Genomic DNA, 26,289 nt, shown 5'->3' on the forward strand with positions numbered 1-26,289 from the left:
GTGGCACAAAGATGAGATTGCGCGTGGCGGGTTTGTGGCGTCATCCCCGGTCGAAGATGTACTGGTTCCGCATGGGCGTGCCGGAGCGGTATCGCGAGCGTGTGGGCAAGCGTGAGTGGAAGGAGACACTCGGCACCGCCGATCTGGTGGAAGCGCGGTCGCTGCATGCCCGCAAGCTCCACGAGGTGCAGGAGCTGATGCGCACGCTGGACGCCGGTGAGGCCATCGCCGTCGACGATCAGGCGGACAAGATCGTCGCGGACGGGTTCGATGCGCTGGCCCGTGCGAACGTCAGGGCGCATGAAATCGCCGCCGACTACGATCTGGCGCGGGGCCTCGACCACGTGTGCTTCACCATGCTGCAGATGATGGGTTTCCGGGCGCGGCTGGACTGGGGCGGCAGCTATGCCAGCAAGGCGCAGGATGACATGCTCGGTGAGGCTGACGAGGACATCTGGCCAATCGAGCAGCCGGACGCAGCGGGCGCATTCCCGACCTTCGCGCATCGTGATGCAGTGGCGATGAACATCGAGCTCTTCGAGAACAACCCGCTGTTCAGGGGCGCTGCGTTCCGCGAGGTCGCGCGCGCCCACCTGTCGGCCCGGGACTGGAAGGCAGCGGAGTTCGAGGCGCAGATCGTCGCGCAGGCGGCCGGTGTCGTGCTCAGGCCAAAGGGTCCGCTGTTCGAGGCGGTGGCGGAACGCATCCTGCGCCGTCTTGCGGAACACCGCTTCGGCCACTGGCCGACGGGCGTGCAGAACGTGCTGCAGCCGATGATGACGGCGATGGCGACGCATTTGCCCGCGCCCACGATCGTCGATCAGGACGCGCCGGCGCACACGCTGTCCGACGCGCTGGCGGCCTGGAAGAAGCGCAAGGGGATCGACCCCGCCCTGCCCAACAAGACAGCCGACGAATGGCAGAGCGCGCTCGATCGCTTTCGCGAACTGGCGGGCACCGAGGATGTTGCCGCCATCACCGGCGAGATGGTGGAAACGTTCCTCGAAGATGTGGCGCAGCTCCCATACCGTCCGAAAAAGGTGATCGGCAGCCTGCCCTTGCGACAGCAGATCGCCGCCGCCCATGCCGCGAAGCTGCCGACGCTCGGCCCATCTACCGTCGGCAAGCATCTCGCCGCGATCCGGTCGCTGCTGGCGACGGCCGTCAGGAAGAAATGGATCCCCTTCAACCCGGCCGCCGGACTGAGCGTCGAGGGAGCGAAGCACACGGGGACCGAGCGCGACCACTTCTCCGACGAGGACATGCGCCGTATCTACACGGCGCCGCTGATGACCGACCCGGACGCGTGCAGCGATACGATGTTCTGGATCCTGCTTCTGGCCCCCTTCCACGGGTCGCGGCCGGGCGAGCATTGCAAGCTCAAGCCGCACGAGGTCATCCGTGAGGACGACGAGTGGGTCATGCGCTTCCGGTCCGATCGCAAGCGCCAGAGTTCTGCGGAAGGACCCGAGAAACGCCCCCGCCGTCAGAAGACCGGCCAGTCAGTGCGTGACGTGCCGATCCACTGGATCGTCGTCGAGTCGGGCTTCCTCGACTGGGTTGCACTGCAGATCGAGCGCGGCGAGCAGTGGGTGTTCAGCGACCTGACCGCGGACAAATACGGCGACCGTTACAAATACCTGTCGCGCGAGATCAACGACGCGATCCGTGCGCTTGGCATCGACGACCCCGACAAGTCGTTCTACTCGACCCGGCACAACTTCAAGCGCGAGGGCCGGCGCCGGCGCGTCAGCGAACACGATCTCGACCAGATGGCGGGCATGCCTCGATCAACGTCGGCCGGAAATACGGGCAGGGTTCGCCGATCGACGCGTTGAAGGAGAGCATCGACCGGCTCGAGTTCCGAAGCGTGCCGTGGGATGCGGTGGTGGCCTGCGCACACCAGCGCCTTCTGCGGTTCGCCGCCCGGACACGTCTTGCCGCGTCGTGATGACGCTGGGGCACAGCCAGGACACGAAAAGCGCGACAGGCGTTTGTCGATCGACGGCCACGCTCCTATACTACGCCTATGACCGACGATACCGCCCTGTCCGACGCAGAGGCTGCCACCATGGCGGCCCTCGAAGGCATGTCGGTCTGGGAGATGATCGGCGAGCTGCTGGCGTTGGCGGCACGCTCCGTCCAGTGGCAGATCCAGCGGCGTCTCGGCGGCCCCGGCGCCGTCCGGCGCCTGCTGTCGATCCTCGCGGCCTTCCTCACCGTCGTGATGACAATGGCCGTTCGCCAGCGCGCGGCCATTGTACATCACCTTCCCGTATCGGCATCGCCAATCCTGCGGCACCTCCGCTGCCCGCCGTCGCGCTGGGCTGGCGCCTGACCGATCCCCGTCGAACACGCCGGGCGCAGCCGTCTTCATACGGCCGCGCCTCATGCCGACGGACCGGGAAGCCAGCTCGATTTGCGACACGCGCGTCGAAGCGCGCTACCGCGCGATAACGAGCGTCAGCGCGCGATAGCGCTAAAGGCACTCCCGGTCCTCGCCGACGAGGACCAGGATCATGAACAACAATCGTAACCAGCGCTTCAAGCTGATCTGCGCTGCCGCCGACAGGATTGTCGAAGAGACGGGCGTCAGCCCGTCTGAAGTCACGGGCTATGCCGTCTCCATGGCGGCGTTCGACAGAAAGCCGAACGGGGATTTCTACGCCCTGTTCGAGGAGTGGCTGAAACTGCGTCGCGCCGTCCCCGGCGCACCGCCGGCGGACATGCCCGCCGAGGCGGCGGCCGAGCTGGAGCAATGGACCGAGCACCTGAAGGCCCAGATCATGCAGCGGGTGACGGGTATCGTGCGTGACGTCGCGGGATCCTTCGAGCAGACCACGGCGATGCGCGTCGGTGCGCTGGAACGCCTCAACGCGGATCAGGCGCGGCGCGGCCACGCGGTGATCGCGACCCTCGTGGAAACCGAGGCGGAGCTCGGCGAGGCGCAGGCGCGCATCGCTGAGCTCTCCGACGAGCTCAGGAAGGAACGCGAGCAGGTCCAGCGGCTGCTCGGCCGGCTGGACGAGCGTGACGCCCTGCTGAACGTGCTCCGCCCCGTGACTGCAACCGACAGCGGGACGGAGATCACGCCGACCGCCGCGCCCGACGCCGGCGCGGTGGCGGACGGCAGCATCGACCAGGACCGTCGCTCCAGCGACGATACCGGCGAGATCGCGACCACGGCGAGCGAGCCGCTCGTCAGCGCCGTCGAACCCGAACAGTCGCCGGCAGTCGAAACCGATCATCCCGCGGATGGTCAGGTCGAGATGCCGCTCGCCACCAGCGCCTCCGCCCACACGGCGGACGATGCCGGTGACGATCGCGGCTGATCCGCTGCGCCCGCGCCGCCGTCGTCATGGCGGCGACGCGGTTTTCCGCTGCCCTTCCTTCCCCTTCGGCTTTCCGTCGGACCGGAAAGCCACGGCCCGCAGCGACTTCGCGAAGGGCCGTTCCGGGGGTTCAGGGGCACTCCCCTGACATGCCTTTTTTCGAGCATCGAAAAAAGAAGAGCATGTTCTTCTTTTTCTGCCGCCTGCCAGCGCGGCCCACTGAGGACCCATGAAAAAGCAGGTTTCCGGCGTCGCCGGTGCCGCCCGCATCAAGAACCTCGACCTCGCCGGACTGGCACGGGCCGAGAAGCACGGCAAGCGTCTCGACCAGACGGGCAAGGCGCGCGCGATGAACGACCTGCCACCGCTCACCACCACCGGACTTGATCTGCTCGCACTGTACGACCGACACATCGAGGGCGCGTTTGTCCCGAGGGCGAAGTCGTCGGTGATGCATATCCTCATCCAGTTCCCCACCGAGCTCGTCGATGGCGAGGACCCCGGCTACATGCTCCATCATGCCCGGGTGTTCGCAGAGCGCGTGTTCGGTGACGAGGCGATCCTGGCCGATCGTCTCGACCGGGACGAGAAGAGCCGGCATGTGGTCGACCTGTTCGTCGCGCCAAGATACATGAAGTCGACGAAGCGCGAGTCGAAGCCCGCCATCTCGACGACCCATCATCTCAAGGCGCTGGCGAAGGAATATGGCGAGAAGCCGCTACCGTTCGGGTACGGCCGTGCGCTTCAGACCGCCTTCTTCGACTATATGCGCGACGAGATGAAGCTGGACGGCGTGGAGCGCGGGAAGGCGAAGGCGGTGTCCGGCAACGACTGGAAGTCGGCCGAGCAGCAGAGGCTGGAGGAACTGGACGGGCTAGAGGCACAGAAGACATCAGCACTGGCACGGATCGAGCAGGATCGGGTCAGGGCGGAGGCCGCCGCGGCCGAGGCTGCACATCGGGCGGCCGAACGCGAGGAGGCGCTCGCGGCTCGCGAGCGGAAGGCGACGGAACGCGAACGGGCCATCGCTGCGCGCGAGATTGAGACCGCGGCGGCAGGCGATCGGGCCGCTGCCGCGCGGCTTGCGGCGGAGCAGGCCCGGATCGGTATGGAGGCCGCGCTTCAGGCTGCCCGGCTGCGTGGCGAGGCGGTCGACCGCGAGCTCGCCGCCGCCGCCGGCGACCGTGCCGACGCCGAAGCCGATCGGGCTCTCGCGGCTGCCGAGCGCGCCGCGATCACCGCCGAGCGGGAACGCAATGACGCCCAGCGCAAGGTGCGGGAAGCCCAGCTCGCCCTCCTCGCGCGTGCGGCGGACGATGGTGCCGGGCTTGACCTGCGGAGCACCCCAAGCGCATTTTCGATGCGCAAGGATGCAATGCTGCCCGACGAACGTCACGTCTATGAGGCGGGGTGGCCCGCATCGCTGGTGAAGGCAGGCCGCCAGATCGCGGTGGCGCTGGAGCAGGTACGGGCATGGACGCGGCGGCTGCTGGCTCGCGAGAAGGTCATCGAGGAGCGGGAAGCCGCGCTGGCCGCACGCGAACGCGATGCAGAGCGCGAGCGGGCGGCAAGGCACGCCGAGCATGCCGCAACGCTTGCGGGTCTCGACCGTCGGGACCGCGAGCTTGCCGCGCGGGAGCAGGATGCAACGACACGGTTGGCGGCAGCCGAGGCCGGGATCGCGGCGGCGGCGGCGAAGGACGCCGGCGCGCAAGCACTGCTTGCACAGCACAGCCGGTGGGCGATGGCGGTGGACACGCTTGTCGACCATCCCGACTGGATCGATGTGACGGGCACCACGATCCGGCTCGATCGCGATGCAGCGACGGCAGCCGGACCCCGACTTGCCGCCACCCTGCGAGAGCCGCCGCCGCCCTGGGCGCTCAACGTGCTCCTCGCCCGCCTCGACGTGGCCGACCGCCAGCGCCGGGTGGGCGAGCACGAACAGGCTGCCGCATCGTCCGCGCGCCAGCTGACCGAACTGCTCGGGCGTGCCGGCCCGGTCCTGACGCCGGAGCAGCAGCTGGTCGCGGCGGAAGTACAGCAGGCGATCCGCCGGTCAACGGTTGCGGCTCGGGCCTGGAATGCTGCTCGCGACGCGGGGCGGTGATCGCATCCACCGGCCCTACGTCGCCGGACGATGGCCCTGGTTCGGTCCCTTCGGGATGATGACAGGCGCGTCCTGGTGCCGTGGGACATTCCCGTTTCCCCGTGTACGTGGGCGAATTTGGGAATGTGCAATCGGGAACAGATTTCGGGAAAACGGGACCCGCTGGCGGTGGTCAGCGTCATCGGCCCGGCGGGATTCCCGTCCCAGGTTCCTAATCGGGAACGGCCGGAAGCGACCCAACTTCAGCCATTCGTGTCGCCGTCGTTCAGCGTCAGCTTTGGGGCAAAGCGGCCCTGTAATGACCTACATTCATAGACGCGGCTGGATCGGAAGCTTAGGGTGACGCCGAGCCCCTCGAAGATTGAGTCAAATGGCCGAGAAGACGCCCCCCGACCCCGAATTTGAGGCGCTCTTGCGCTATATACAGGAAAGCCGGGGTCTCGATTTCCGTGGCTATAAGCGCACCAGCCTGCGCCGGCGCATCACGCTGCGCATGGAGGCAGTGGGTGCCGAGGACTTCTCCGCCTATCGCTCTCGGCTCGAGGCGCAGCCGGGGGAATTCGAAAACCTGCTGAACACGGTGCTGATCAACGTGACGTCCTTTTTCCGCGACGGCGAGGCGTGGGATGTGCTGCGCGACCATGTGATCCCTTCCATCCTCGGTCATGGGGACTCCGACCGGCCGATCCGCGTGTGGAGCGTCGGCTGCGCATCGGGCGAGGAGCCCTATTCGATCGCGATGCTGTTCGCCGAGGCGATGGGGACGAAGGACTTCTGCCGCCGGGTAAAGATCTACGCCACCGACCTGGACGAGGAGGCGCTGAGGACCGCGCGCGTCGCGACCTATGCCCCGCGCGACGTGGAGGGTGTGCCGCCGGAACTGCTCGAGAAATATTTCGAGCGAACCAACAACCATTATGTCTTCGAGCGCGAGCTCCGGAAATGCGTGATCTTCGGACAGCACAATGTCGTCCATGACGCGCCGATCTCGCGCATCGACCTGCTCACCTGCCGCAACCTGCTGATCTACCTCGAGGCCGAGACGCAGAGCGTCGTGCTGCCGCGGCTCCACTACGCGCTCACGCGCGATGGCTATCTCTTTCTCGGCAAGGCCGAGACGCAGCTCGCCCGCTCCTCGCTGTTTCGCCCGGTCGAGATGAAGCACCGCATCTTCGCCAAGGTGCCGCAGGAATGGCGGCGGCCGATGGGCAGCTTCGCCGCGAGCCGCATGTCACGGATGGATCCGCCCATGGCCGACGTGCGCTTGCTGGAGGCGATCGTCAACGAGACCGGCAACGCGCTGCTGGTGGTGGACGAGGCCGGCTCGGTGGCACTCGCCAACCTGCCCGCGCGCCACCTGCTCGGCGTGGGCGACGCCGATATCGGCCGGCCGTTCCAAGACCTGCCCATCTCCTATCGCCCGATCGAGCTGCGCGGCCCCATCGAGGAAGTATTCCGCCAGCGCGTTGGCGTGCGGCTGGAGGACCAGGAATATCGGCTCAACCAGGCCGAGGTGATGCGCCTCACCATCGACCTGCGCCCGCTCTTCAACGCCGACGGCAGCGTCTATGCGGTGCTGCTCTCCTTCCTAGACCAGACGCGGCTCCACACGCTCCACCGCGAGCTGGAGGCGGCGCAGGAGAATCTCGAGCATTCGATCGAGGAGCTCCAGTCCGCCAATGAGGAGCTGGAGACCACCAATGAGGAGCTCCAGTCGACCAACGAGGAGCTGGAGACCACCAACGAGGAGCTGCAGTCGACCAACGAGGAGCTGGAGACCCTCAACGAGGAAGCGCGTTCCTCGAACGAGGAGATGGAGTCGGTCAACGAGGAGCTGCGCATCCAGGCCGAGCAGGCCAGCGCATACCGGCTCCACCTCGAATCGGTGCTGCGGGCGATGAACGGCGGCATCATCGTGCTCGACCCGAACCATGTGATCCGCAGCTGGAATCGCTGGAGCGAAAGCACTTGGGGCCTGCGCGCCGAGGACGTGATCGGCACCAAGTTCGATCTGCTCGACATCGGCCTGCCGATTCACAAGCTGCGTGACGCGCTCTCGACGGTGCAGTTCGGCCGCGCCGAATATGTCGACGAGATGCTGGAGGGCGTCGATCGCCGCGGCCGCCGCATCCTCTGCCGCATCCGCGTCTCACCACTTAGCGACGAGGACGGCAGCACCCTCGGCCTCGTCCTCATCTTCCAGGACCTGACCGAGGAGCGCAGCAAGGAGGAATATGCGCGCTACCTGGGCCGGATCATGGGGCGCGCGCTCAACGAGATCTATTTCCTCGATCCCAAGACGCTGCGCTTCACGCTCACCAATGACGGCGCGCAGAAGAAGCTTGGCTATAGCGACGCGCAGCTGCGGCAGATGACGCTGCTCGAGGTCGCGCCGGCGCTGACGCAGGAGGCCGTCGATGCGCTGCTGGCGTCGCTGTTCAGCGGGGCTGAAAAGGAGATCGTCTTCGAGACCAGCATTCGCGGCAAGGAGCGCGAATATCCGGCCGAGATGTGCATGCAACTCTTCGGCGACGAAGAGCCGCCCATCCTGGTGGCGGTGCTGCATGACACGAGCGAGCGACGGCCGGTCCCACAGGGTTAGCTCCCGGCCGGCACCATAGGCTGAACGGGGGCAGAATTCGTCCCTAAGCCGCTGTTAACCCCGGCCATCCTATGGCGCACCCGTTGGATTACGAGTGCGCCGGATGAACCAGACTGCCGATCAGTTGCTCGACTGGCTCGCCAAGGAGCTGCCGCAGCTGCGCGAGCGGCTGGCGCGGACCCATGCCGCGATCGAGGAGACGCGCCGCAAGCTCGCCGGGAACTGAGCGCTATGCCTCGCCCTCGGTCGGCGTCTTGCGCAGGTTGGTCATCGCATTCTCCAGCACTGCGATCAGCTGCTCGGACTCCTCCGTCGCCTCGCTCCAGCGCCGTTCGGCATGATCCAGCCCGCGGGCCTTGGCGCTCTCGCTCATCTGGCCGAACAGGCGGATGCGGTCGCGGTGCGTGCGCACCGCGATCGCGAGCGCGCGCTCCAGCTCCTGATTCTGCGCATCCGCCAGCCCCAGCGGCGTAAAGGCGTGGCCTACCTGGCAGCGGAAGCGGATCTCGTCCTCCATCACCACCTGGTTGAGCACGCCGCCGCAATCGGGGCAGGCTATGTGGCTCGGCTGGCCGGGCGTGACGATCTCGGGTTCCACCACGGCGAACTCCTGTGCAGCGATGCCGTCTTCGATGACATATTCCTCGGGCAGCGGGATGGTCGGGCCGGCCTCTTCGCCGACAAGGGCCGTCAGCACTGCGGCCAGCTCGTCCAACCGGACGACGCGGTCGACATGGTCGCGCTTCAACGCGTTGCGCGGCATCGACGGCCATTCGGCCTCGTCCGGGTCCTGCACGACGGAGGTGCCGCCCGTCGCCTTGATCGCGATCAGTCCGTCGGTGCCGTCGTCGAGCAGGCCGGTGAGCACCACGCCGATCACCCGGCTGCCGTAATGCACCGCCGCCGATCGGAACAGCGCGTTCACGGCCGGGCGCGTGCGGTTCTCATAAGGGCCGCGCCGCATCAGCACCTTGCCCTCACGCACGAGCATATGGTTGTCGGGGCCCGCCACATAGATGTGGCCCGGCTCGATCGCCTGACCGTCCACCGGCGATAGCGCACGCAGCGGTGTCACGCGGTCGAGCAGTTGCGGCAAGACGCTCCTCGACGATGGCGAAAGATGCTGGACGACAAACACGCAGCCGGAGAAGTTGGCCGGAAGAGCCGCGCAAAGCCGCTGTAGCGCATCCACTCCGCCCGCCGAGGACCCCACGACGACAATATCCTTGTTGGGCATGCGCTGCCTCCTTTTCGAAGACGTAACGGCCAGCGATGCTTATGGTGCCGAGCCTGATCTATTTGGGGCACGATCCAGTTCCCCCGGCGTTACGATCTTGCAGACAGGACTCCACATGGCCCGACCCGCAGGCGATCAAGGCGAACAGGCCCGACTTCTCGATGAGAATGAGCAGCTTCGTGCCTCGCTCGAATCCGCGCTCGAGGAGAATGCGGGACTGGCAGAGGAGCGCGACCGGCTGCGCCAGCGGATGAGCGACCTGTCGCAGGAGCTGCGCCTCACGCAATCGGCGGTGTCGCAACAGGCGGAGCGCACCGGCTGGCTCGAGCCCGCTTATGCGCAGCGGGGGCAGACCGAGGAGGAGCTGCGCGTCGCGTTCGAGGAGCTTCAGGTCCTTACCGAGGAGCTGGAGGTCGCCAACACCGACCTGCACCAGACCAACCGGGAACTCGACACACGCGTGGAACAGCGGACGCGTCAGCTCAAGGAGATCAATGAGGCGCTGCAGACGACCGGAGCCTCGTTGCGCGCCGTTGCCGATCTGGTGCCCGAGCTGCTGTGGCGTACCGACGCCCGGGGCAAGGCCGACTGGTTCAATCAGCGCTGGACCGACTATACCGGCGAGTTCCTCGAGCAGTCGCTCGGCCTTGGCTGGCTGGAAGCCCTCCATCCACGCGACAAGGACGTGGCCCGTACCGCCTGGAGCATTGCCATCGGCAGCGGCAAGCCCTTCCAGCACGAGTTCCGCATCCGCGATGCCGCCGGCGAATATCGCTGGTTCCTGGTACGCGCCGAGCCGCTGACGGAGAACGGCCGTATCCTCCGCTGGTTCGCGGCAGGCACCGACATCCATGGCCAGCGCATGACGATGGAGGCGCTGCAGCGCAGCGAGCTTCGCTTCCGCACGCTGATCGAAGGCATCCCGCAGCTCGTCTGGCGTGCGGTCGGCGGCGGGCAATGGACATGGTCGAGCCCGCAATGGAGCGCCTATACGGGGCAGGATGAAACTGAGGCGCGCGGGCTGGGCTGGCTCGATGCGTTCCACCCCGATGACCGCGCTGCCGCGACGGAGGCATGGGAACGTGCCCAAGACAGCGGCAGGCTGGATATCGAGGGCCGCATCTTCCATGCCCCCGAAGAGCGCTACCGCCATTTCCGCACGCGCGCGCTGCGGGTGCGCGACGAGCCCGGGCGCGCGATGGAATGGCTCGGCACCTCGACCGATGTCGACGACATCCTCCAGCTCCAGGAGGCGCAGTCGGTGCTAGTGGCCGAGCTGCAGCACCGCACGCGCAACCTAATGGCGGTGGTGCAGGCAGTCACCACACGCACGCTTCGGGGCGCAGCGTCGCTCGAGCAGTTCGCGGCATGCATCGACGACCGCTTCTCGGCGCTTGCTCGCGTGCAGAGCTTGCTGTCGCGGCGCGAGACCGGCACGCGCGTGCCGTTCGACCTGCTGCTGCGCGACGAGCTGTCGGCGCATGTCGAACTCGATGCGGCGGCCGAGAGTGGCAAGGTGACGCTCGAGGGACCGCCGAGAGTACCGCTGCGCTCCGCAACGATCCAGACCTTCGCGCTAGCGCTCCATGAACTCGCGACCAATGCAGTGAAATATGGCGCGCTGGCCAGCGCCGACGGGCGGCTGCGCGTGCGATGGGGCGTTCGACGCGACGAGCCGAGCGAGCCCAGACTTTGGGTCGATTGGCGCGAGAGCGGCGTCTCCGATATGCCCGGCAGCGACACGCCCGCGCGGGGCGGCGGCTATGGCCGCGAACTGATCGAGCGCGCCCTACCGTACCAGCTCGGCGCGCGGACGAGTTATCGATTCGAGCCGGACGGGGTGCATTGCACGATCGAGATGCCCGTGCCCGCCGAGACTCACGTCATGGAGAAAGCCGATGGTTGAGCGCAGCTTGGAAGGTTGCCGCATATTGGTGGCCGAGGACGAATATCTGCTGGCGGAAGATCTTTCGCATGCGTTGGCATCGGCGGGTGCCAGTGTCCTCGGCCCGGTTCCAACCCTCGATGAGGCGACTGCGTTGATCTCGGGGGACACGGAGATCGACGCCGCGATCCTCGACGTCAACCTGCGTGGCGAGATGATCTTCCCAGTCGCTGACGCGTTGAAAGATCGCGGCGTCCCCTTCGCCTTTGCCACTGGCTACGACCAATGGGCGCTGCCGGAACGGTTTGCGGCGACACCTCGGGTGGAGAAGCCATTCAAGGTCAGCAAGATCGGTGGGGTGCTGGGTTTGCTGCTGAAGGCGACGCCCACCGGTTGAGTTGCGGAACCTAGGGCGCGTGATCGCGCCCGCTTCAGTCGGGCATTCACCCGCGAGCCTCGCACCGCATCCAACGTCTGCTTATCTTACAAGCTGCCATTCACAGCGGGACGGCTCAATGGCAGCTAAGTCCCCACTTGCTGCCCTCCGAGAACGATTGCCCATTCCCGAAACATCATCGTTTTCGGGAAAGACGCCTTGCGATAGTAGTGTTCACCACATACCCGCCCAAGCCACGCCGCAGCGCCGCCGCCAGGCGAACTCCAGCCGCTTCTGCGCGTCCCATGATCCGATCCACCCGGGATGGCGCTGACCCTGCCGATGGTCATGCCGCCAATGCCGTGCCGTCACGATCAGATGCGCGTGAGGCTTCACGATCCAGCCGTCCGCGCCCTGCAGAGCGTGGATCGCCCACGCAACGGCAGCACCGCGTCCTGCAAGTTCGTGTTCGACGAACCCTGTCACCAGCCACGTCCACCAGTCCAGCCGGATCGTGAGCGGGATTTCCATAATCACATGCCACGCGGCGACCGCGGTCGGATCGCCGGTGGCCACGGTCGCGGCGTCCGCCTCCTCCCAGATCGTATAGTCCGTGGTCGCCCAGACCGGTGCGCTGGCGGGCAGGATCAGCCCGGCGCCGCGAAGTTCGCAGCGGCGCTCGGCGAACTTCGCCGGCATCGGCCCGAACCGGTCAGCCGGCGCGCTGTCGCGCCAGATGTAGGCGGCGTTGCTGACCGCGGTCTTGTAGGCAGGCATGCGGTGGACGAGCCGCCACGCCTCGCTGATCGGCCGCACCTTGAAGTCCGGCTGGTCGTCCGGGCGGCGGTCGCGCGGGCGGGCGAACAGGATGCGCTTCATCGCATCAACATCGGCTGTGGTGATGATGGGGGTCATGGTGATCTCCGAAAACGGCGACGCCGCCCGGATCAGGGGCGGCGTCGCAGGGTGTCGCGACGAGCGCGACGATGATGGTTGAGGCAGCGGCAGGGTCAGCCGAAGCGGACGACCGGCTCGACCTGCGCCGTGTCCGGCGCGATCGTTTCGGCGCCCCACGGCACGTGACGGTTGCCGGCGAGCAGCTCGTCACCCATGGTCTTCGCCGCCGCCTTGATGCGCTTCATGGCGAGGCGACGTCCGGCGCCGAGCGACTTCGGCCTGCCCGGCACCCGGACCAGCGAACCGCGCTGGTCGATGGCGAAGTGTTCGTTCCGGCGGGTGCTGACCAGCACCACGGGCGCCTGATCGTTCGCGGCATAGGGCAGCGCCCGGTCGATGATGTCGACCGTGAGCAGGTCGCGCCAGGCGATGGTGAAGGCGGCGGGTGTGGTCGCGCCGACGCTGGCCCAGCCGGAGTAGATCACGTCCTTGCCCAGCATCTGCGCGATGCGTCCCAGTTCCATGCCGACCTCGAAGTCGCTGGTCTTGCCGCTGGTGAAGGCGATGCAGTCGTTCGCCGGTTTGAACGGTGGCCAGCCCATCTGCTGGCGCAGGGCGAGCATCGTCTTCTGGTGGCGCAACATCATGTCCATGAGTTCATCCTTTCGTGTGACGGCCTGTCGGCCGGAGCATTTTTCCCCATCGTCAGGGTGCCCGATCATTCTGTTCCGGAAGGGACGGCGCGCCTGCCGGCGCGCCCCCCGTGTGCTCAGCGATGCCGCTCGTGCCACGTGACTGGCCGGGTGCGGGGCGCGGGGCCGTGCGGCGTCACCTCGCGCTGAAGCCACAGCGCCTCGGACTCGTACTCGTCCGCTGAGATCTCGCACCACCAGACGCGACCTCGCGGATCCCACCGGTAACCGCGGGCCTTCAGCAAACCGCGCCGGTCGAACGGCGCGTTCGTTGCCTCGATCCGCAGCGATGGCATCGCGGCGTTCTCCAGCAGCTGACCCAGCACCGTGCGGCCATCGTCGAGCCGGTGCGCGAGCAAGTGCAGCAAGCTGATCACGTCGGACATCGCGCGGTGCGCGTCGTTGAAGCGACCGATCTGCATCAGCAGGTGCCCCAATTTGCGACCATCGAAGCCGGCCGACAGCCAGTCGAAGTCGTTCATCGAACAGGCCCAGCTAGCGCCGGCGAGACCGGGCATCAGGTTCTCGATGAAGGCGATGTCGAATACCGCCGAATGCGCGATCCGCACATCGGCGCCGGCGAGCAGCCGTTCCAGCCGGTCAAGGTCGATGGTCCGACCCCGCACGTGGTCGTCGGTGATCCCGGTCAACCGGCTGATAACGGCCGGGATCGGCATCCCCGGGTCGCGCAGCGCCTGTCCCACTCGGTCGATGCCGACGATCTGGCCGCACTCGTCCGCCTCGACGACGACGACGGCGATGTCGATGATTTCGTCGAGCTGCGGATCCGTTCCGGTGCATTCGGTATCCACGATCGCGATGCGGCGCGTCGTTCCGACCGGATCGGCGGCAAGGGGAAAGGTATCTGGGGTGTTCACGCGGCGCAGGATGCGGATATCAGGGTCAGCAGTTGCATCGGACATCAGGGCGCTGGCCGCCAGGTGGCGGATCTCGTGCATGGCTTTGGTCTCCTGGAAGACCGAGCGGCAGCGAGGATTTTCCCCTCTGCATCTTCGGTCACGGAGACGGGCAGTGGCCCGGCCTTTTCCCGGCACGCCTCAAAGGTTGTCCGTTCAGGCGGCGAGCGGCTACACCGGCGAGGAAGCCGTTGTGTTACTTGGGGGTTAGGTGCCGATACTAGACTGGATGACGCGCGGGGAGGATGTGCGCGCGGCGGCGGGGGTGCCGTATCGGCTTCTGGAAGCTGTGCCCGCGCTGGACGGTGGCGACGCGGACGTTGCCAACATGCTGATCCAGGGCGACAACCTCGACGCGCTCAAGGCGCTGCTGCCCTATTACAAGGGTGCGGTGAAGTGCATCTACATCGACCCGCCCTATAACACGCGATCGGCATTCGAGCATTACGACGACAATCTCGAGCACAGTCAGTGGCTGGCGATGATCTATCCGCGCCTCGTGCTGCTGCGCGACCTATTGGCGGAGGACGGCAGTATTTGGGTGTCGATCGACGACAATGAGGGGCATTATCTCAAGGTCGTGATGGACGAGGTTTTTGGGCGGCGCAACTTCTTGTCGACCATGATCTGGCGGAAGAACTACTCGCCTAAGTCGACGGCCCGCCACTTCTCGGAAGACCATGATTATATCATGGTGTATGCCCGCGATAGCAACCGATGGTTACCCAACTTGATGCCACGCTCCGAGAAGCAGGACAAGGCTTATAAGAATCCGGATAATGATGCTCGAGGACCTTGGAAGACGAGCGACCTTTCAGCTCGCAACTTCTACAGCAAGGGCATCTACTCGATCATCACGCCGGGCGGACGCATAATCGAGCGGCCGCCAGGCGGCAATTATTGGCGGGTTGCCGAAGAGAAGTTTTGGGAGCTGGACCGGGACAATCGCATCTGGTGGGGCCGGGACGGCAACGCCATCCCGCAGATCAAGCGGTTCCTCTCCGAAGTGAAGCAGGGCATCGTCCCTCAAACTTTCTGGTCCTATGAGGAAGTGGGGCACACTCAAGACGCCAAGAAAGAAGTGCTCGCGATCTCCTCGTCCGATGTGTTCATCACCCCCAAGCCCGAGCGGCTGATGCAGCGCATCCTCCACATCGCCAGCAACCCCGGCGACCTGGTGCTCGACAGCTTTCTCGGCTCCGGCACTACGGCGGCGGTGGCGCATAAGATGGGGCGGCGGTGGATCGGCATTGAGATGGGCGACCATGCCGAGACGCACTGCAAGCCGCGGCTGGACAAGGTGATTGCGGGCGAACAGGGCGGCGTATCGCAGGCGGTCGGCTGGGCCGCCGGCGGCGGCTATCGCTTCTATAGCCTCGGCGCGCCGGTGTTCGAGGCTGACGGGCACATCGCAGACGGCATCCGCTTCCCGACACTCGCCGCGCATATCTGGTTCAGCGAGACGGGAACACCCTTCACCGGCGCTGCCGATACGCCGGTGCTGGGTGTGCATAACGATGTCGCCTATGCGCTGCTTTACAATGGCATCCTCGGCGATCGCTCCGTCAGCGGCGGCAACGTGCTGACTGCGGCGCTGCTCGCACGGCTACGGCAGACAAGCGGCTGGGACGGGCCGATGACGGTCTATGGCGAATGGTCGAAGCTGGGCGCGGCTCGGCTGGCGGAGGCGGGCGTCACCTTCAAGCAGACCCCCTATGACGTGAAGGCGCGCTGATGGAGCTCAAGGACTATCAGCGCCGTGCGCTCGATGCGCTCCGCACCTTCCTCGACCAGGCGGCGATCCGCGACCATGCCGCTGCCTATGCCGCCGCCTGCGCGGTCGGCGAGCCGGGGGCGTATGGAGCGACCTACCGCCCGCTCGCGGGGTTGCCGGGTGTGCCCTATTGCTGCCTGCGCCTGCCGACCGGCGGCGGCAAGACGCTGCTCGCCGCCCACGCCATCGGCATCGCGCGCGATACCTATCTCGCACGCCGCTATCCGGTTGTGCTGTGGCTGGTCACGTCGAGCGCGATCGCCGACCAGACGCTTGGCGCGCTCAAGAAGATCGGCCACCCCTATCGTCAGGCGCTGGAGGCGCACTTCGGCGGCGCCGTGCGCGTGCTCGGCATCGATGAGCGGCGCCAACTGCGACCGCAGGACATGGCCGATGCCGCCACGGTGATTGTCGCCACCGTCCAGTCCTTCCGCGTCAACAACGTAGCCGACCGCAACGTCTATCGCGACGACGAGGAGCTGGAGCCGCACTTCGCGGCGCTGGCCCCCGGCATCGACCTCGCCCGGCACGAGGACGGCCCCCGCCGCGGCAAGCCGATCGCGAGCTTCGCGAATTTGCTGAAGCTGCACCGGCCGCTGGTGATCGTGGACGAGGCGCACAACTTCACCTCAACGCTGTCCGGCGAGACATTTGGCCGGCTCGCGCCCGCCGCCGTGGTTGAGTTTACCGCGACGCCCGTGCGCTCGAACGTCATCGTCTCAGCCACCGCTGCCGAGCTGAAAGCGGCGGACATGATCAAGCTGCCGATCCACCTATCCCAGCACGGCAGCTGGCAGGCGGCGATCGCCCATGCTGTCGACAACCGCGCCTGGCTGGAGGGCATCGCCGTCAAGGATGGCGGTGGCATCCGCCCGATCGCGCTTTATCAGGCGCAGCCTGCGCGCGAGGGCGCCGAGGCGACGGTCGACGTGGTGAAGCGCCACCTGATCGAAGATTGCCGCATACCCGAAGACCGGATCGCGGTGGCGACCGGCAACCAACGCGAGCTCGACGGCATCGACCTGTTCGACCCCGCCTGCATCATCGAGCACGTCATCACGGTCGACGCGCTGAAGGAAGGCTGGGACTGCTCCTTCGCCTATGTCTTCTGCTCGCTCGCGAGCATCAGGAGCGGCGGCGCCGTGGAGCAGTTGCTCGGCCGCGTGCTGCGAATGCCATTCGCGACCCGGCGCTCATCCGAAGAGCTGAACCGCGCCTATGCCCATGTGTCCGAACGCAACTTCTTCGAGGCGGCCGAGGGGCTGAAGGACCGGCTGACCGAAATGGGCTTCGACGAGCGCACTGCGCTTGAAGCGATTGTCGAGCAGCCCGAGACGTTCGAGTGGCGAGAGGATCAGCCGCTGTTCACCCGGCCCGAGCTGCCGGTGCTGCACGTGCAGGAGCGTCCAGACCAGAGCGGCTGGACGCCCGAGATGGTGGCCGCGACTCGCATCGCTGACGATGGTGCCGGCGGTGTCGCGATCTCGTTCGACACGGCTGCCCCAGACAGGGTGCTCCGGGAGGTTGCAGCCGCAGTCACTACAGAAACGACTTCGCCGGTGGCCGCTATGGAAGCGTTCCTCGTCCAGCGCGCGGCGTCGTTGTCGCCGGCTGAGCAGGGCGAAGTGCTGACACTTCCGCGCCTCGCGATCGAGCGCGACGGCCAGCTCGAGATCATCTACCCCGAGACGCTTGTGGACGTCGGCGGCTGGGATTTGCGGCACGTCGACACCAGTCTCCCTGGCTTCGCACTGACGGACCGGCCCGACACGTTCGAGATGGACGTGGACGGCGACCAGGTCGTCTACAGCCGCATCGACGCCGCTGCGGAGTTGGCGCTGGATGACGCGACCGACTGGGACCTGCCGGCGCTGTCGCGTTGGCTCGATCGAACGACGCGCCAGCGTGACGTCGCCCAGCCGATCTTCCTCGAATATTGTCGCCGCGTCCTTGAGGGTGTCGCTGTGCGAATACCGCTCGCCCAACTTGTACGTGGCAAATACGCGCTGCGCCGCGCGATCATCGGACGGGTGGCGCAGCTCCGCCGTGAGGCTGGCGCACGCGGCCTCCAGCTCCTTCTCGGCGACATCGCACCGGTGCTCGCCCTCGGCGAGAACGGCTTCAGCTTCAGCAAGGCGGGTTACGACCCGCGAACGCCCTATTCAGGGCCTTGGCGGCCGCGAAAACACCTGTTCTCGCAGGTTGGCGACCTGAAGCACGGCGGCGAGGAATGGATGGCAGCGATGGCCATCGACGATCATCCGGCAGTGAAGCACTGGGTTAGGAACGTCGACCGCACCACTTGGTCCTACGCGCTACCGACCTCGACCGATCTGTTCTACCCCGACTTCGTCGCCGAGTTGATGGACGGCCGCAAGCTCATTATCGAATACAAGGGCGCCGACCGCACCGACAACGCTGATAGCCGGGAGAAACGCAATATCGGAGCGCAGCTTCAGGAAGTCAGCGGCGGGAGCGTAGTGTTCCTCTGGGCGGAGTTGGACCGTGGCGGCGGGGTGTCGCGGCAGATCGACGCCGCGATACGCTGAGGTGCCCGCAGATGACACTGAGCCTTACACCGATAGAACATGGCGATCTCTGCCATGGCTGGACATGGACAATCGATGACGAGGATCTGCTGGCCGAGCGGGTCGCGCGAATCGTGCTTGGGCAATATCGTCATGTCGCAAAGATCCTGAGCGGTGCTGGCCTGCCTGGCCCCGCGGCCAATGCTGAACAGGCCAATGCTGCGATCAAGCAGTTGACACTGGCTGACGGCGCCGATCCTTGGCATCGCGACGGTTGGCTTTTTCAGGCAATTTCTTGGATTGCCGCGCACCAGCAACCCTCCGCATCGCTCACGCGCATGCCGCACATCCGCAAGGCGGATAAGGGTTTCGATGGGATGCAACTCAGTCTCGACGCCCATGGCACGTCGGTCACGGCAGTCGTGATCTTCGAGGACAAGGCTACAGACAATGCGCGCGATACCATCCGCGACGACGTCTGGCCGGGGATCGTTGCCCTCGAGAAGGGCGAGAGGTTGAACGAACTCAGCCAGGAGGTAAGCGGGATGCTCGATGCCCGCGCCTCCGTAGATCCGCTATTCGACCTCGACAACGCCATCGCCAACACGCTCTGGCAAGAGGTTCGGCGCTACCGCGTAAGCATAACTATCGGCGACACTCATAATAGCGAGGCGGCACGCGCTGCGCTCTTCAAGGGCTTCGATGAAAGTGCCCCAGGAGCGGCAAAGCGCCGGCGCGCAGACACCATTTATCTGCCAACGATGCGCAGCTGGATGGCGGGGTTCGCGGACCGCGTGATCGACAAGATCAAGGTGGTCGCCGGTGTTTGATCCAACTACGGCGGCACTGATCCGCGGGGCGCCCCCGCTTGAGGGGCTCGATCTCGATAATCTGCCAAAGCGCCTAACCGAGGCCTTTGCTGATATCGTCACTGCGCGCATTCGTCTCCGCGGCGCGGCAACCGACACGGACGAGGCAAGCCTAGTGTCAACGGTCGCAGAGCTGCGCCGGATCGCCGCGGCTCACGAGGTATATGCAGCTCTCCTCCCTAACCGCGAAAATCGCGCCTCAGCCGCATTCGTTGCCGCATCAGCGCATCAAGCAGTGTCGCTTGCATTTCGCGACACTCAGGCCAACAGCTACGTTGATACGAATGCCGTAAGTTCCGACGTCTGTGCGACGCTGCTGTTTCTGCTCGCCGAAGCGCACGCCGACGCGGCAGAAGCAGCGAAGCGCATTGCGCCAGCCCCCGATGCCAGCCCAATAGAGCGAGCGCTGCTCCTCGCTATCCGCAGTCTTGCCCAAGGCAGACTCGGCGAGATCGTCGCTGCTGACGAACCAGAGATTAGCTCCTCGGATAGCGACCTCGGCTTGCGCGCGCTCGATGCGCTTCGGCTGGTGCTTCTGCGCGGTGTTAACAACCTCGCGCGTCAGTTGCGCCTGCGCCTTGATCTCGCGCCCGAAGCTGGTGGCGTCACGCCGGCTAGCTCGCTGTTCGCCCAAGTCCGCAAGCTGGCAAGCGAACCGATCGAAGGCGCCGGCGTTGCCGGTGAGGTGCTGCTCAGTCTGTATCCGGGCCCCTTACACCTCGCCAATTTGCTGCTCGGTCTCGAAGGCGACCTCCTCGCTACCGCCCTCAGCCGTATTCCTACGCCGGGCGGGCTAGAGGAGAATGGTTGGTGGCAAACGCTTCGCCGGATGGCACGCCAACGTCCGTATCTCTGGCGCAATCATCGCGAAGCGATTGAGAAAGGCTATCTCGAACAGGGCGTCTCTTCGGCAATCAGCTTTCCGACCGGGGGTGGCAAATCGACTCTTGCCGAACTGAAGATTGCCACCGCATTGCTTCGCGGCCAACGAGTTGTTTTTCTAGCGCCCACCCACGCGTTGGTTGGGCAGACGCAACGTTCGCTGAGAGGCACTTTCCAAGACTACAGCATTCTTGCCGATGTCGATGAGGACGTCGGCATTGGCGAGGTCGTTGTGCTCGGCGAGGTCACGGTCATGACACCCGAACGCTGCCTGATGCTGCTTTCGGTCGACCCTGACGCCTTTGCCGATCTCGGCCTTATTGTTTTTGACGAATGCCATCTTCTCCATCCGCGCGAGGGCGACCGCAGCCGACGCGGCCTCGACGCGATGCTCGCGATCTTAAACCTGACGCGAGTCGCGCCAGACGCGGACCTGCTCCTCCTGTCGGCGATGATGAAGAACACCGACGAGATCGCCGGCTGGGTAGCCTTCCTGACGGGCCGCCATTGCCTGACTCTCGACCTCAACTGGAAGCCGACGCGGCAGGTGCGAGGCTGCGTAGTGTATCCTGCGGAGCAAGTCGCGGCGCTCAAAGCCATGCTCGCCCAGGCCCGCCTCGACTATCCCGATCACAATCAGCCCCCGTTAGGCATCAAGAACGCGCTGCTCGCGCAACCTTTTGGTCTGTTTAGTCTGCTCCAGACATGGTCGACCACCGATCGCAGCGATTACGCACTGCTTCAGCTACTTGGCGAGGGGCGACCACTCTCGAGCGGGCGAAGCCAAGGAGGGAACTGGTACCTTACCCCGAATGGGAACGAGACGAGCGGCGCAATTGCAGCGGCTGCGGCGAGCGCCGGCATGAAAACTCTCGTTTTCGTGCAAACCACAGTATTCTGCGAGAGTTGCGTTAGAGCTTATCCAGGACGCGTGCCCGCGAACCAGGTCACGCTCACCGAGGACGAGGTGAAATGGCGGCAGCTCGCCGAAGAAGAATTGGGCAGCCCCGCCTACTGCTACATGCAGCTAGCCGACGACGGCACGCTCCGGGCGGGTAGTGCGAGCCACCACGCGTTGCTGCTGCGAGAGGAGCGAGAACTTCACGAAAGCCTCTTCCGCCGCCCCGACGGGATCAAGGTCCTCTTCGCAACTTCAACGCTCGCGCAGGGAATGAACCTCCCTTCGGAGTTTGTGATCATCTCGGGCGACAGCCGCTTTGATCCAGATGCCGACAAGATGCAAAAACTGGAGGCGCATGAGCTACTGAACGCCGCTGGGCGCGCGGGACGAGCTGGCGAGGGCGCGCAGGGTGTTGTGCTTCTCGTCCCGAGTAAGGTCATCGATTTCGATAATCTAAACAGCCAGATCAGTGGGCACTGGATGGATCTGCAGGCGATTTTCGAGCAGGCCGATCAATGTCTCGTCATTGACGACCCAGTGAAGCTGGTTCTCGATCGAATTCACGACGGCGTTACTCAAGGCGGCGCGTCGGCTTATCTGTTAAGTAAGCTGCCGCTCGCTGTTGCCGGCGCAGAAGAAGATCCAGCGGCAGCCCTCCTCAACCGCAGCTTCGGCGCCTATCGTGCGTTGCTCGCCGGCGACGCGAATTGGCTGACCACTCGCGTTGCCTCCGCTCTCGCTGCCCGCGAGGCATTGGATCTTCCCGAACCCGATCGCTGGATTGAGCAAGTGGCGGGAGCCACGGGCATCCCTGTCGCGCTGCTCAAGCAGATCGTTGAGCGGCTCGACGCGGGAGCTTTCTCAGGATCGGCCGTCGACGTCGTCCTTGCCCTGCTCGATTGGCTAGATGCTCATCCTAGTCAGCTCCTCGAGTTGATCAGGCCTGAGAGCCTCGAGGAGATGTTCGGCACGCAATACAAGAGCCTTTCTAATGCGTCGGCACGCGGCAGCTACGCGTTGCAGTGGTTGCGCAGGCTGTGGCCAATATGGCTGGCGGGCAAGCCGCTTTGCGAACTCGAAAGAGAGTTTTTAGGGCCGGTGGCCAATCTTAGACAGTGTAAGAATGCGCGTCACTTCGCGTTGCGGCTGGTGCCAGATCTCGCCTTTCTTGCGGGCTTGCCAGGGCGCTTGCTCGCAGCAAGGCTCCGGGCCGCAGGGGACGAAACCCCGGTTCCCGCAGTCTTAGCGGCGCTCGGCGGAATTGTCCGGGAAGGTTGCGATAGCCCTGAAAGCCTTGCCGTGCGGTTGCATCTAACCCGGTCCGTATCACGGGTTGCCGCTCGTAAGCACTACGAGGAGATCCGTGAGCACATTCAGCCAGGAGATCCGAACGAGAGCTTCGACGATACCTTGGAGCGAATCCGTCATGCGGATCTCATCGCGCAGTTTGATGACCTTAGCGGCGAAGACGGAGTCGCTTGAGCGGATGCGACGGCTCGATACAATGTTGCTCGTGCCCGGGTTTTGGTGATACAAGACTGGTCCAAAGCACAATCGGCGTGTGCTGTTAAGTCATTGAAATATCGCGCAGAGCGGACCGATGGACCCCTCCCGTAGGGGTCACCAGCGGCGGAAATCCGCCATTCTCGTAAGCGCAGCGCAGAGAGTTCTGCGCTTTCGCCGACGCTTCCCTGATCGTTCTCAGCCGGCAAGCGAGCGTCGATGGCGAAGTACAGGTAATCACCCAGCGGGCGCGTTATCTGCCGTCAAGCCCACGTCTTCCTTCCGGGGCTGAATACCCGGGGGCCAGACCGCGCAGCCTGATCGTCTCCTGGCGGAGCGCGTCCTTCGCCGAATGAACGAGCACTTCTAACGTCCCGGCAGCCCTTCGCGGAGGCGTGTTAAGCGCCCGGGCATATTGAATGACCAAAGCACGGCATGTCATGCTTCACTCGATAGTTGATAATCGGGGTAGGCGAACATTGCTTTGAAGACGAAGTGCGCGTCCTCGAAAGTCCTTTCCACGTCAACTGCTTCTTCCTTGAGCATTTCGTCCAGGGAATAAGCGAATTCGACCGAAAGGCGCGTTCGGCGTCGCAGTACCGCGCGATCCACGTGGGGTAGATAAATGTGGTACAGATCCGTCAGCAGATCGGTGACGAGATTGTGCGAGAACAACCGGATCGGCGTGAGGTTTGGCACCGCGTGGAGTGATCGCATGATCCACAGCGCACCAGGCTCGCTGCTTGTGATCGCGTGCATTTCCCGCAGCAAGTCGATCGTGCGATCGGCCAGCACCTCAAGCCCCGCATCGGCATAGCGAGCGATCCACGCCTGCATGGCGAGGTTCTGGCGCTGCATCAGCCGCTCCGCCAAGGCACCGATCACGGCGTATTTGTCATCGAAATAGCGGTAGAGCGCTGGCGGGGTCGTGCCGGCGCGCTCGCAGATCAGGTTGGTTGATATTCGCTCGATCCCGACCTCTCCCAGCAACATGCCAGCGGCGTCGAGCAGGGCATCATAGGTCCGCTGCGCGCGGGCTTGCACCGGTTTTCTGTGCGTGAGCAATCCGCCCCGTCCTCTCTGCCATCAAAACGGAACCAAATCGTCATAAAACTGATAGCGATCGCTATCATATGACCGCCCCGTAGAAACACAAAGGGGTCGAGTTCCAATGTACGTCAATCCTCTCCGGCGCACCCTGCTGGGCGCGTCGGCAACGATCGCGCTTGTCGTCGCAGCGCCGGCTTGGGCACAGACCAGCAATCACGTCCAGGACGGCGCCGCGATCCCGGCGAACGAGCCGGCCCGCGGCACCGGCGGCGCGCAGGCCAGCGATCCGGACAGCGGCAGCGAGATCATCGTCACGGCGCGGGCCGGTAACGAGAACCAGGCCAAGGTCGAGGCGAGCTACGCAATCTCGACCATCTCATCCGAAATGCTGAAGATGAAGGCGCCCATTGGAGTTGGCGAGGCGCTGAAGAACGTCCCCGGCTTCTGGGTCGAAAGCTCGTCGGGCGAGACCAGCGGCAACATCCGCGTGCGCGGCATCCCGACGGACGGCTATTCGCAGGTCGCCTTGCTCGAGGATGGGGTCACGATCCAGCACGATCCGGGCCTCGGCTGGCTCAACGGCGATCAGTCGCTGCGCATCGATCAGTCGCTGGAGCGCGTCGAAGTGGTACGCGGCGGCCCGTCCTCGCTCTTCTACTCCAACGCACCAGGCGCTGTGGTGAATTTCATCACTCGCCGCGGCGGTGACACGCTGGAAGGTCTCGTCCGCTACGAAGGTGCGGACTTCAACTCGCACCGTGTCGATGGCTGGATCGGCGGCCCGATCGCCAACACCGGCTGGAATTTCTTCGTCGGCGGCTTCTATCGTATCTCGGACGGGCAGCGTCAAACCGGCTATCGCCTCGGCGAGGGCGGCCAGATCCGCGCCGCCTTGTCGACCGAATGGGACGGCGGCTCCTTCATGATGAGCGTCAAGCATCTCGACGAGCGGGTCGAGAATGCGATGGTGACGCCCTTCGTCAACAACGAGGATGGCGATCCCGTCGGTGTGCCGGGCTTCGATGCGCTCAAGGACACGATCGCTGGCCCGGAAACGCGCTACTTCAAATTTCGCACCCCAACCGGCCTTTATGATTTCGACGCCGGCGTCGCCAACAAGGCGCAGATCACACAGGTAACGATGCAGGGCCGGTTCGAGCTGGGCGAGGATTTCAGCCTGTTGCAGAGCCTGCGCTATCGTGACAGCTACCAGAAGCGCAACAGCATCACGCCGCGCTCGATCTTCACCAATGCCGACGTGCTCACGTCGCTGCGTGGCACGTTCGGCTTGCCGGCGGGCACGCCGCTCAGCCTCACCTATACGAACGGTGGTGGCGCTTTCTCACCGACGCAGAACAGCAACGGCCTCGTGCTGCTCAACCTCGCGCGCTCGTTCACCGTGCCCGAAAGCGAAGTGATCAGCGACACGCGCCTTCAGAAGACCTTCCAGGCCGGCGGCCAGCACGATTTCGCGCTCGGCCTGTATTACGCCTATGTCGACGAGGATTATAACGCGACCTCCGCGTCGATCCTCACTGATGTGAAGAACAACGCCTCGTTGCTCGACGTGGTGCTTCCCGGCGCGGGCGGCGCGCCGGGTACCGTGCTGACCGAGGGGGGCGTGCTGAGCTACGGCACCGAGTTTGGCTATTCTTCGGGCACGTCGCGCACCATCGCGCTTTATGCCTCGGACGAATGGAAAATCACCGACAAGCTGCGCCTCGACGGCGGGCTGCGCTGGGAGCAGGTCAGCGTCAACGGGCTCAGCGAAGGCAGCCGTACGCAGAACCTGAACCAGAGCCCGACCGTTGCCGACGATGCGGTGGCGGCTGGCAATGGCGTGTTCACGCCGTGGACCGGCTCGAACGATGATCTCGCCTGGTCGGTTGGTGTTAATTATCAGTTCCAGCCGAGCTTCGGCGCCTTTGCCCGCTACACCTCCACCTATCGCCTGCCGGGCGTGTCGAGCTTCTTCGGCAACCCGAGCCAGAAGCCCGTCACGCAGCAGATGAACTTTCAGGAAGTCGGCCTGAAATTCGATCGCCGCAACTTCAACCTGTTCGTCACCGGCTTCCGCACAATCTACCAAAGCTATCAGATCAGCGACTATCGCCAGAACAATGCGGGGCAGTTCGTGCTCAACACCGTGTTCGGCGATACCGAGACCTGGGGTGCGGAGGTCGAAGGCACGATCCGGCCGGTGCCGTGGTTCGATATTCATGCGAACTACACCTACCAGCGCGCGCGTTTCACCGACTTTGTCTATCGCGATGCCAACGGGCGGGTGTTCGATTACTCGAAGAACCGCCTGGTCCGCGTGCCCGAGCACCAGTTCCGCATCACGCCGGCCATCAACCTGTTCGACGATCGTTTCCGCCTCGAAGCGGACATCTCGCACTACGGCCAGCGCTGGTCGGACGTGGCGAACCAGATCGATCTGCCAGCCTATACCACCGTCGATCTCAACGCGCGGCTCGATGTCACCCCGTTGCTGAGCCTCAACCTCTACGTCAACAATCTGACCGACACGATTGGACTGACCGAAGGCAATCCGCGCGCCGGATCGATCCAGAACGAGGAAGTGGGCGACGCCGTGTACATCGCCCGCTCGATCTTCGGCCGAAGCGTGCGCGGCGCGGTGACGTTCCGCTTCTAACCTTACTCTCCACCCGCACCCCGAACTTGAGCCGAGGGTCCCGCTGCCTTCTTCCTCCAACGTCGAAGAAGGCAGCGG

At 65.0% G+C, this 26,289-nt stretch carries 18 protein-coding genes; 13 read left to right on the forward strand and 5 right to left on the reverse strand.

Translation table 11 applies throughout. The annotated features are described in order from the left end of the window. The first annotated feature begins 23 nt into the window (after nt 1-23). From SPHI_RS02230 to SPHI_RS15380, 6 genes are all read left to right on the forward strand, one after another. Nucleotides 24-1,838, forward strand: coding sequence for a DUF6538 domain-containing protein (locus tag SPHI_RS02230; RefSeq protein ID WP_158049594.1), 1,815 nt, complete (start codon nt 24-26; stop codon nt 1,836-1,838). A gap of 191 nt (nt 1,839-2,029) precedes the next feature. Beyond that, nucleotides 2,030-2,338: a hypothetical protein gene (locus tag SPHI_RS02235; protein ID WP_076743280.1), complete on the forward strand. Its 309-nt coding sequence runs from the start codon at nt 2,030-2,032 to the stop codon at nt 2,336-2,338. A 181-nt stretch (nt 2,339-2,519) separates the two neighbouring features. Next, on the forward strand, nt 2,520-3,332 hold the full coding sequence (locus SPHI_RS02240) for a hypothetical protein (RefSeq protein ID WP_076743281.1): 813 nt from the start codon (nt 2,520-2,522) through the stop codon (nt 3,330-3,332). 229 nt (nt 3,333-3,561) lie between these two features. Then, nucleotides 3,562-5,442, forward strand: a complete 1,881-nt coding sequence (locus tag SPHI_RS02245; protein WP_076743282.1) for a hypothetical protein — start codon at nt 3,562-3,564, stop codon at nt 5,440-5,442. 370 nt (nt 5,443-5,812) lie between these two features. Continuing rightward, nucleotides 5,813-8,044, forward strand: coding sequence for a CheR family methyltransferase (locus SPHI_RS02250; RefSeq protein ID WP_076743283.1), 2,232 nt, complete (start codon nt 5,813-5,815; stop codon nt 8,042-8,044). Nucleotides 8,045-8,147: 103 nt separating this feature from the next. Continuing rightward, nucleotides 8,148-8,270: a hypothetical protein gene (locus SPHI_RS15380; protein ID WP_269844735.1), complete on the forward strand. Its 123-nt coding sequence runs from the start codon at nt 8,148-8,150 to the stop codon at nt 8,268-8,270. Between the two features lie 3 nt (nt 8,271-8,273). On the opposite strand, the gene SPHI_RS02255 is transcribed toward SPHI_RS15380, so the two are convergent. Next, nucleotides 8,274-9,281: a chemotaxis protein CheB gene (locus tag SPHI_RS02255; protein ID WP_076743284.1), complete on the reverse strand. Its 1,008-nt coding sequence runs from the start codon at nt 9,279-9,281 to the stop codon at nt 8,274-8,276. A gap of 115 nt (nt 9,282-9,396) precedes the next feature. Here SPHI_RS02255 and SPHI_RS02260 point away from each other — a divergent pair, with 115 nt between their 5' ends. Further along, nucleotides 9,397-11,187 carry a sensor histidine kinase gene (locus tag SPHI_RS02260; protein ID WP_076743285.1) on the forward strand — a complete coding sequence of 597 codons (1,791 nt, stop codon included), beginning with the start codon at nt 9,397-9,399 and terminating at the stop codon, nt 11,185-11,187. Nucleotides 11,188-11,215: 28 nt separating this feature from the next. Then, nucleotides 11,216-11,563 (forward strand): response regulator, encoded by a 348-nt coding sequence (locus tag SPHI_RS02265; protein WP_233130617.1) that lies wholly within the window; start codon nt 11,216-11,218, stop codon nt 11,561-11,563. Nucleotides 11,564-11,776: 213 nt separating this feature from the next. On the opposite strand, the gene SPHI_RS02270 is transcribed toward SPHI_RS02265, so the two are convergent. From SPHI_RS02270 to SPHI_RS02280, 3 genes are all read right to left on the reverse strand, one after another. Then, nucleotides 11,777-12,457, reverse strand: coding sequence for a MobA/MobL family protein (locus tag SPHI_RS02270; RefSeq protein ID WP_076743287.1), 681 nt, complete (start codon nt 12,455-12,457; stop codon nt 11,777-11,779). Nucleotides 12,458-12,552: 95 nt separating this feature from the next. After that, the gene (locus SPHI_RS02275; RefSeq protein ID WP_076743288.1) at nt 12,553-13,092 is read right to left on the reverse strand and encodes a hypothetical protein; all 540 of its coding nucleotides are present in this window, start codon (nt 13,090-13,092) and stop codon (nt 12,553-12,555) included. A gap of 116 nt (nt 13,093-13,208) precedes the next feature. Next, on the reverse strand, nt 13,209-14,090 hold the full coding sequence (locus tag SPHI_RS02280) for a 3'-5' exonuclease (RefSeq protein WP_076743289.1): 882 nt from the start codon (nt 14,088-14,090) through the stop codon (nt 13,209-13,211). 187 nt (nt 14,091-14,277) lie between these two features. On the opposite strand from SPHI_RS02280, the gene SPHI_RS02285 reads away from it, so the two are divergent. Genes SPHI_RS02285 through SPHI_RS02300 form a run of 4 tightly spaced genes read left to right on the forward strand, consistent with a single transcriptional unit; the run spans nt 14,278 to nt 22,484 of the window. Next, nucleotides 14,278-15,783 (forward strand): site-specific DNA-methyltransferase, encoded by a 1,506-nt coding sequence (locus SPHI_RS02285; protein WP_198927807.1) that lies wholly within the window; start codon nt 14,278-14,280, stop codon nt 15,781-15,783. Next, nucleotides 15,783-18,371: a DEAD/DEAH box helicase gene (locus SPHI_RS02290; protein WP_076743291.1), complete on the forward strand. Its 2,589-nt coding sequence runs from the start codon at nt 15,783-15,785 to the stop codon at nt 18,369-18,371. The genes SPHI_RS02285 and SPHI_RS02290 overlap by 1 nt, the downstream gene beginning before the upstream one ends. An 11-nt stretch (nt 18,372-18,382) precedes the next feature. Beyond that, on the forward strand, nt 18,383-19,180 hold the full coding sequence (locus SPHI_RS02295) for a hypothetical protein (RefSeq protein ID WP_076743292.1): 798 nt from the start codon (nt 18,383-18,385) through the stop codon (nt 19,178-19,180). Then, nucleotides 19,173-22,484 (forward strand): DEAD/DEAH box helicase, encoded by a 3,312-nt coding sequence (locus SPHI_RS02300; RefSeq protein WP_076743293.1) that lies wholly within the window; start codon nt 19,173-19,175, stop codon nt 22,482-22,484. The genes SPHI_RS02295 and SPHI_RS02300 overlap by 8 nt, the downstream gene beginning before the upstream one ends. 459 nt (nt 22,485-22,943) lie before the next feature. On the opposite strand, the gene SPHI_RS02305 is transcribed toward SPHI_RS02300, so the two are convergent. After that, nucleotides 22,944-23,549 carry a TetR/AcrR family transcriptional regulator gene (locus tag SPHI_RS02305; RefSeq protein ID WP_233130619.1) on the reverse strand — a complete coding sequence of 202 codons (606 nt, stop codon included), beginning with the start codon at nt 23,547-23,549 and terminating at the stop codon, nt 22,944-22,946. Nucleotides 23,550-23,676: 127 nt separating this feature from the next. Between SPHI_RS02305 and SPHI_RS02310 the strand changes: the two genes are divergently transcribed. Next, nucleotides 23,677-26,211, forward strand: a complete 2,535-nt coding sequence (locus SPHI_RS02310; RefSeq protein ID WP_076743295.1) for a TonB-dependent receptor — start codon at nt 23,677-23,679, stop codon at nt 26,209-26,211. The last annotated feature ends 78 nt before the right edge of the window (nt 26,212-26,289 follow it).

Origin of the sequence: Sphingomonas jeddahensis, from assembly GCF_001981525.1 — a bacterium.
In the GTDB taxonomy this organism is placed as follows: domain Bacteria; phylum Pseudomonadota; class Alphaproteobacteria; order Sphingomonadales; family Sphingomonadaceae; genus Sphingomonas; species Sphingomonas jeddahensis.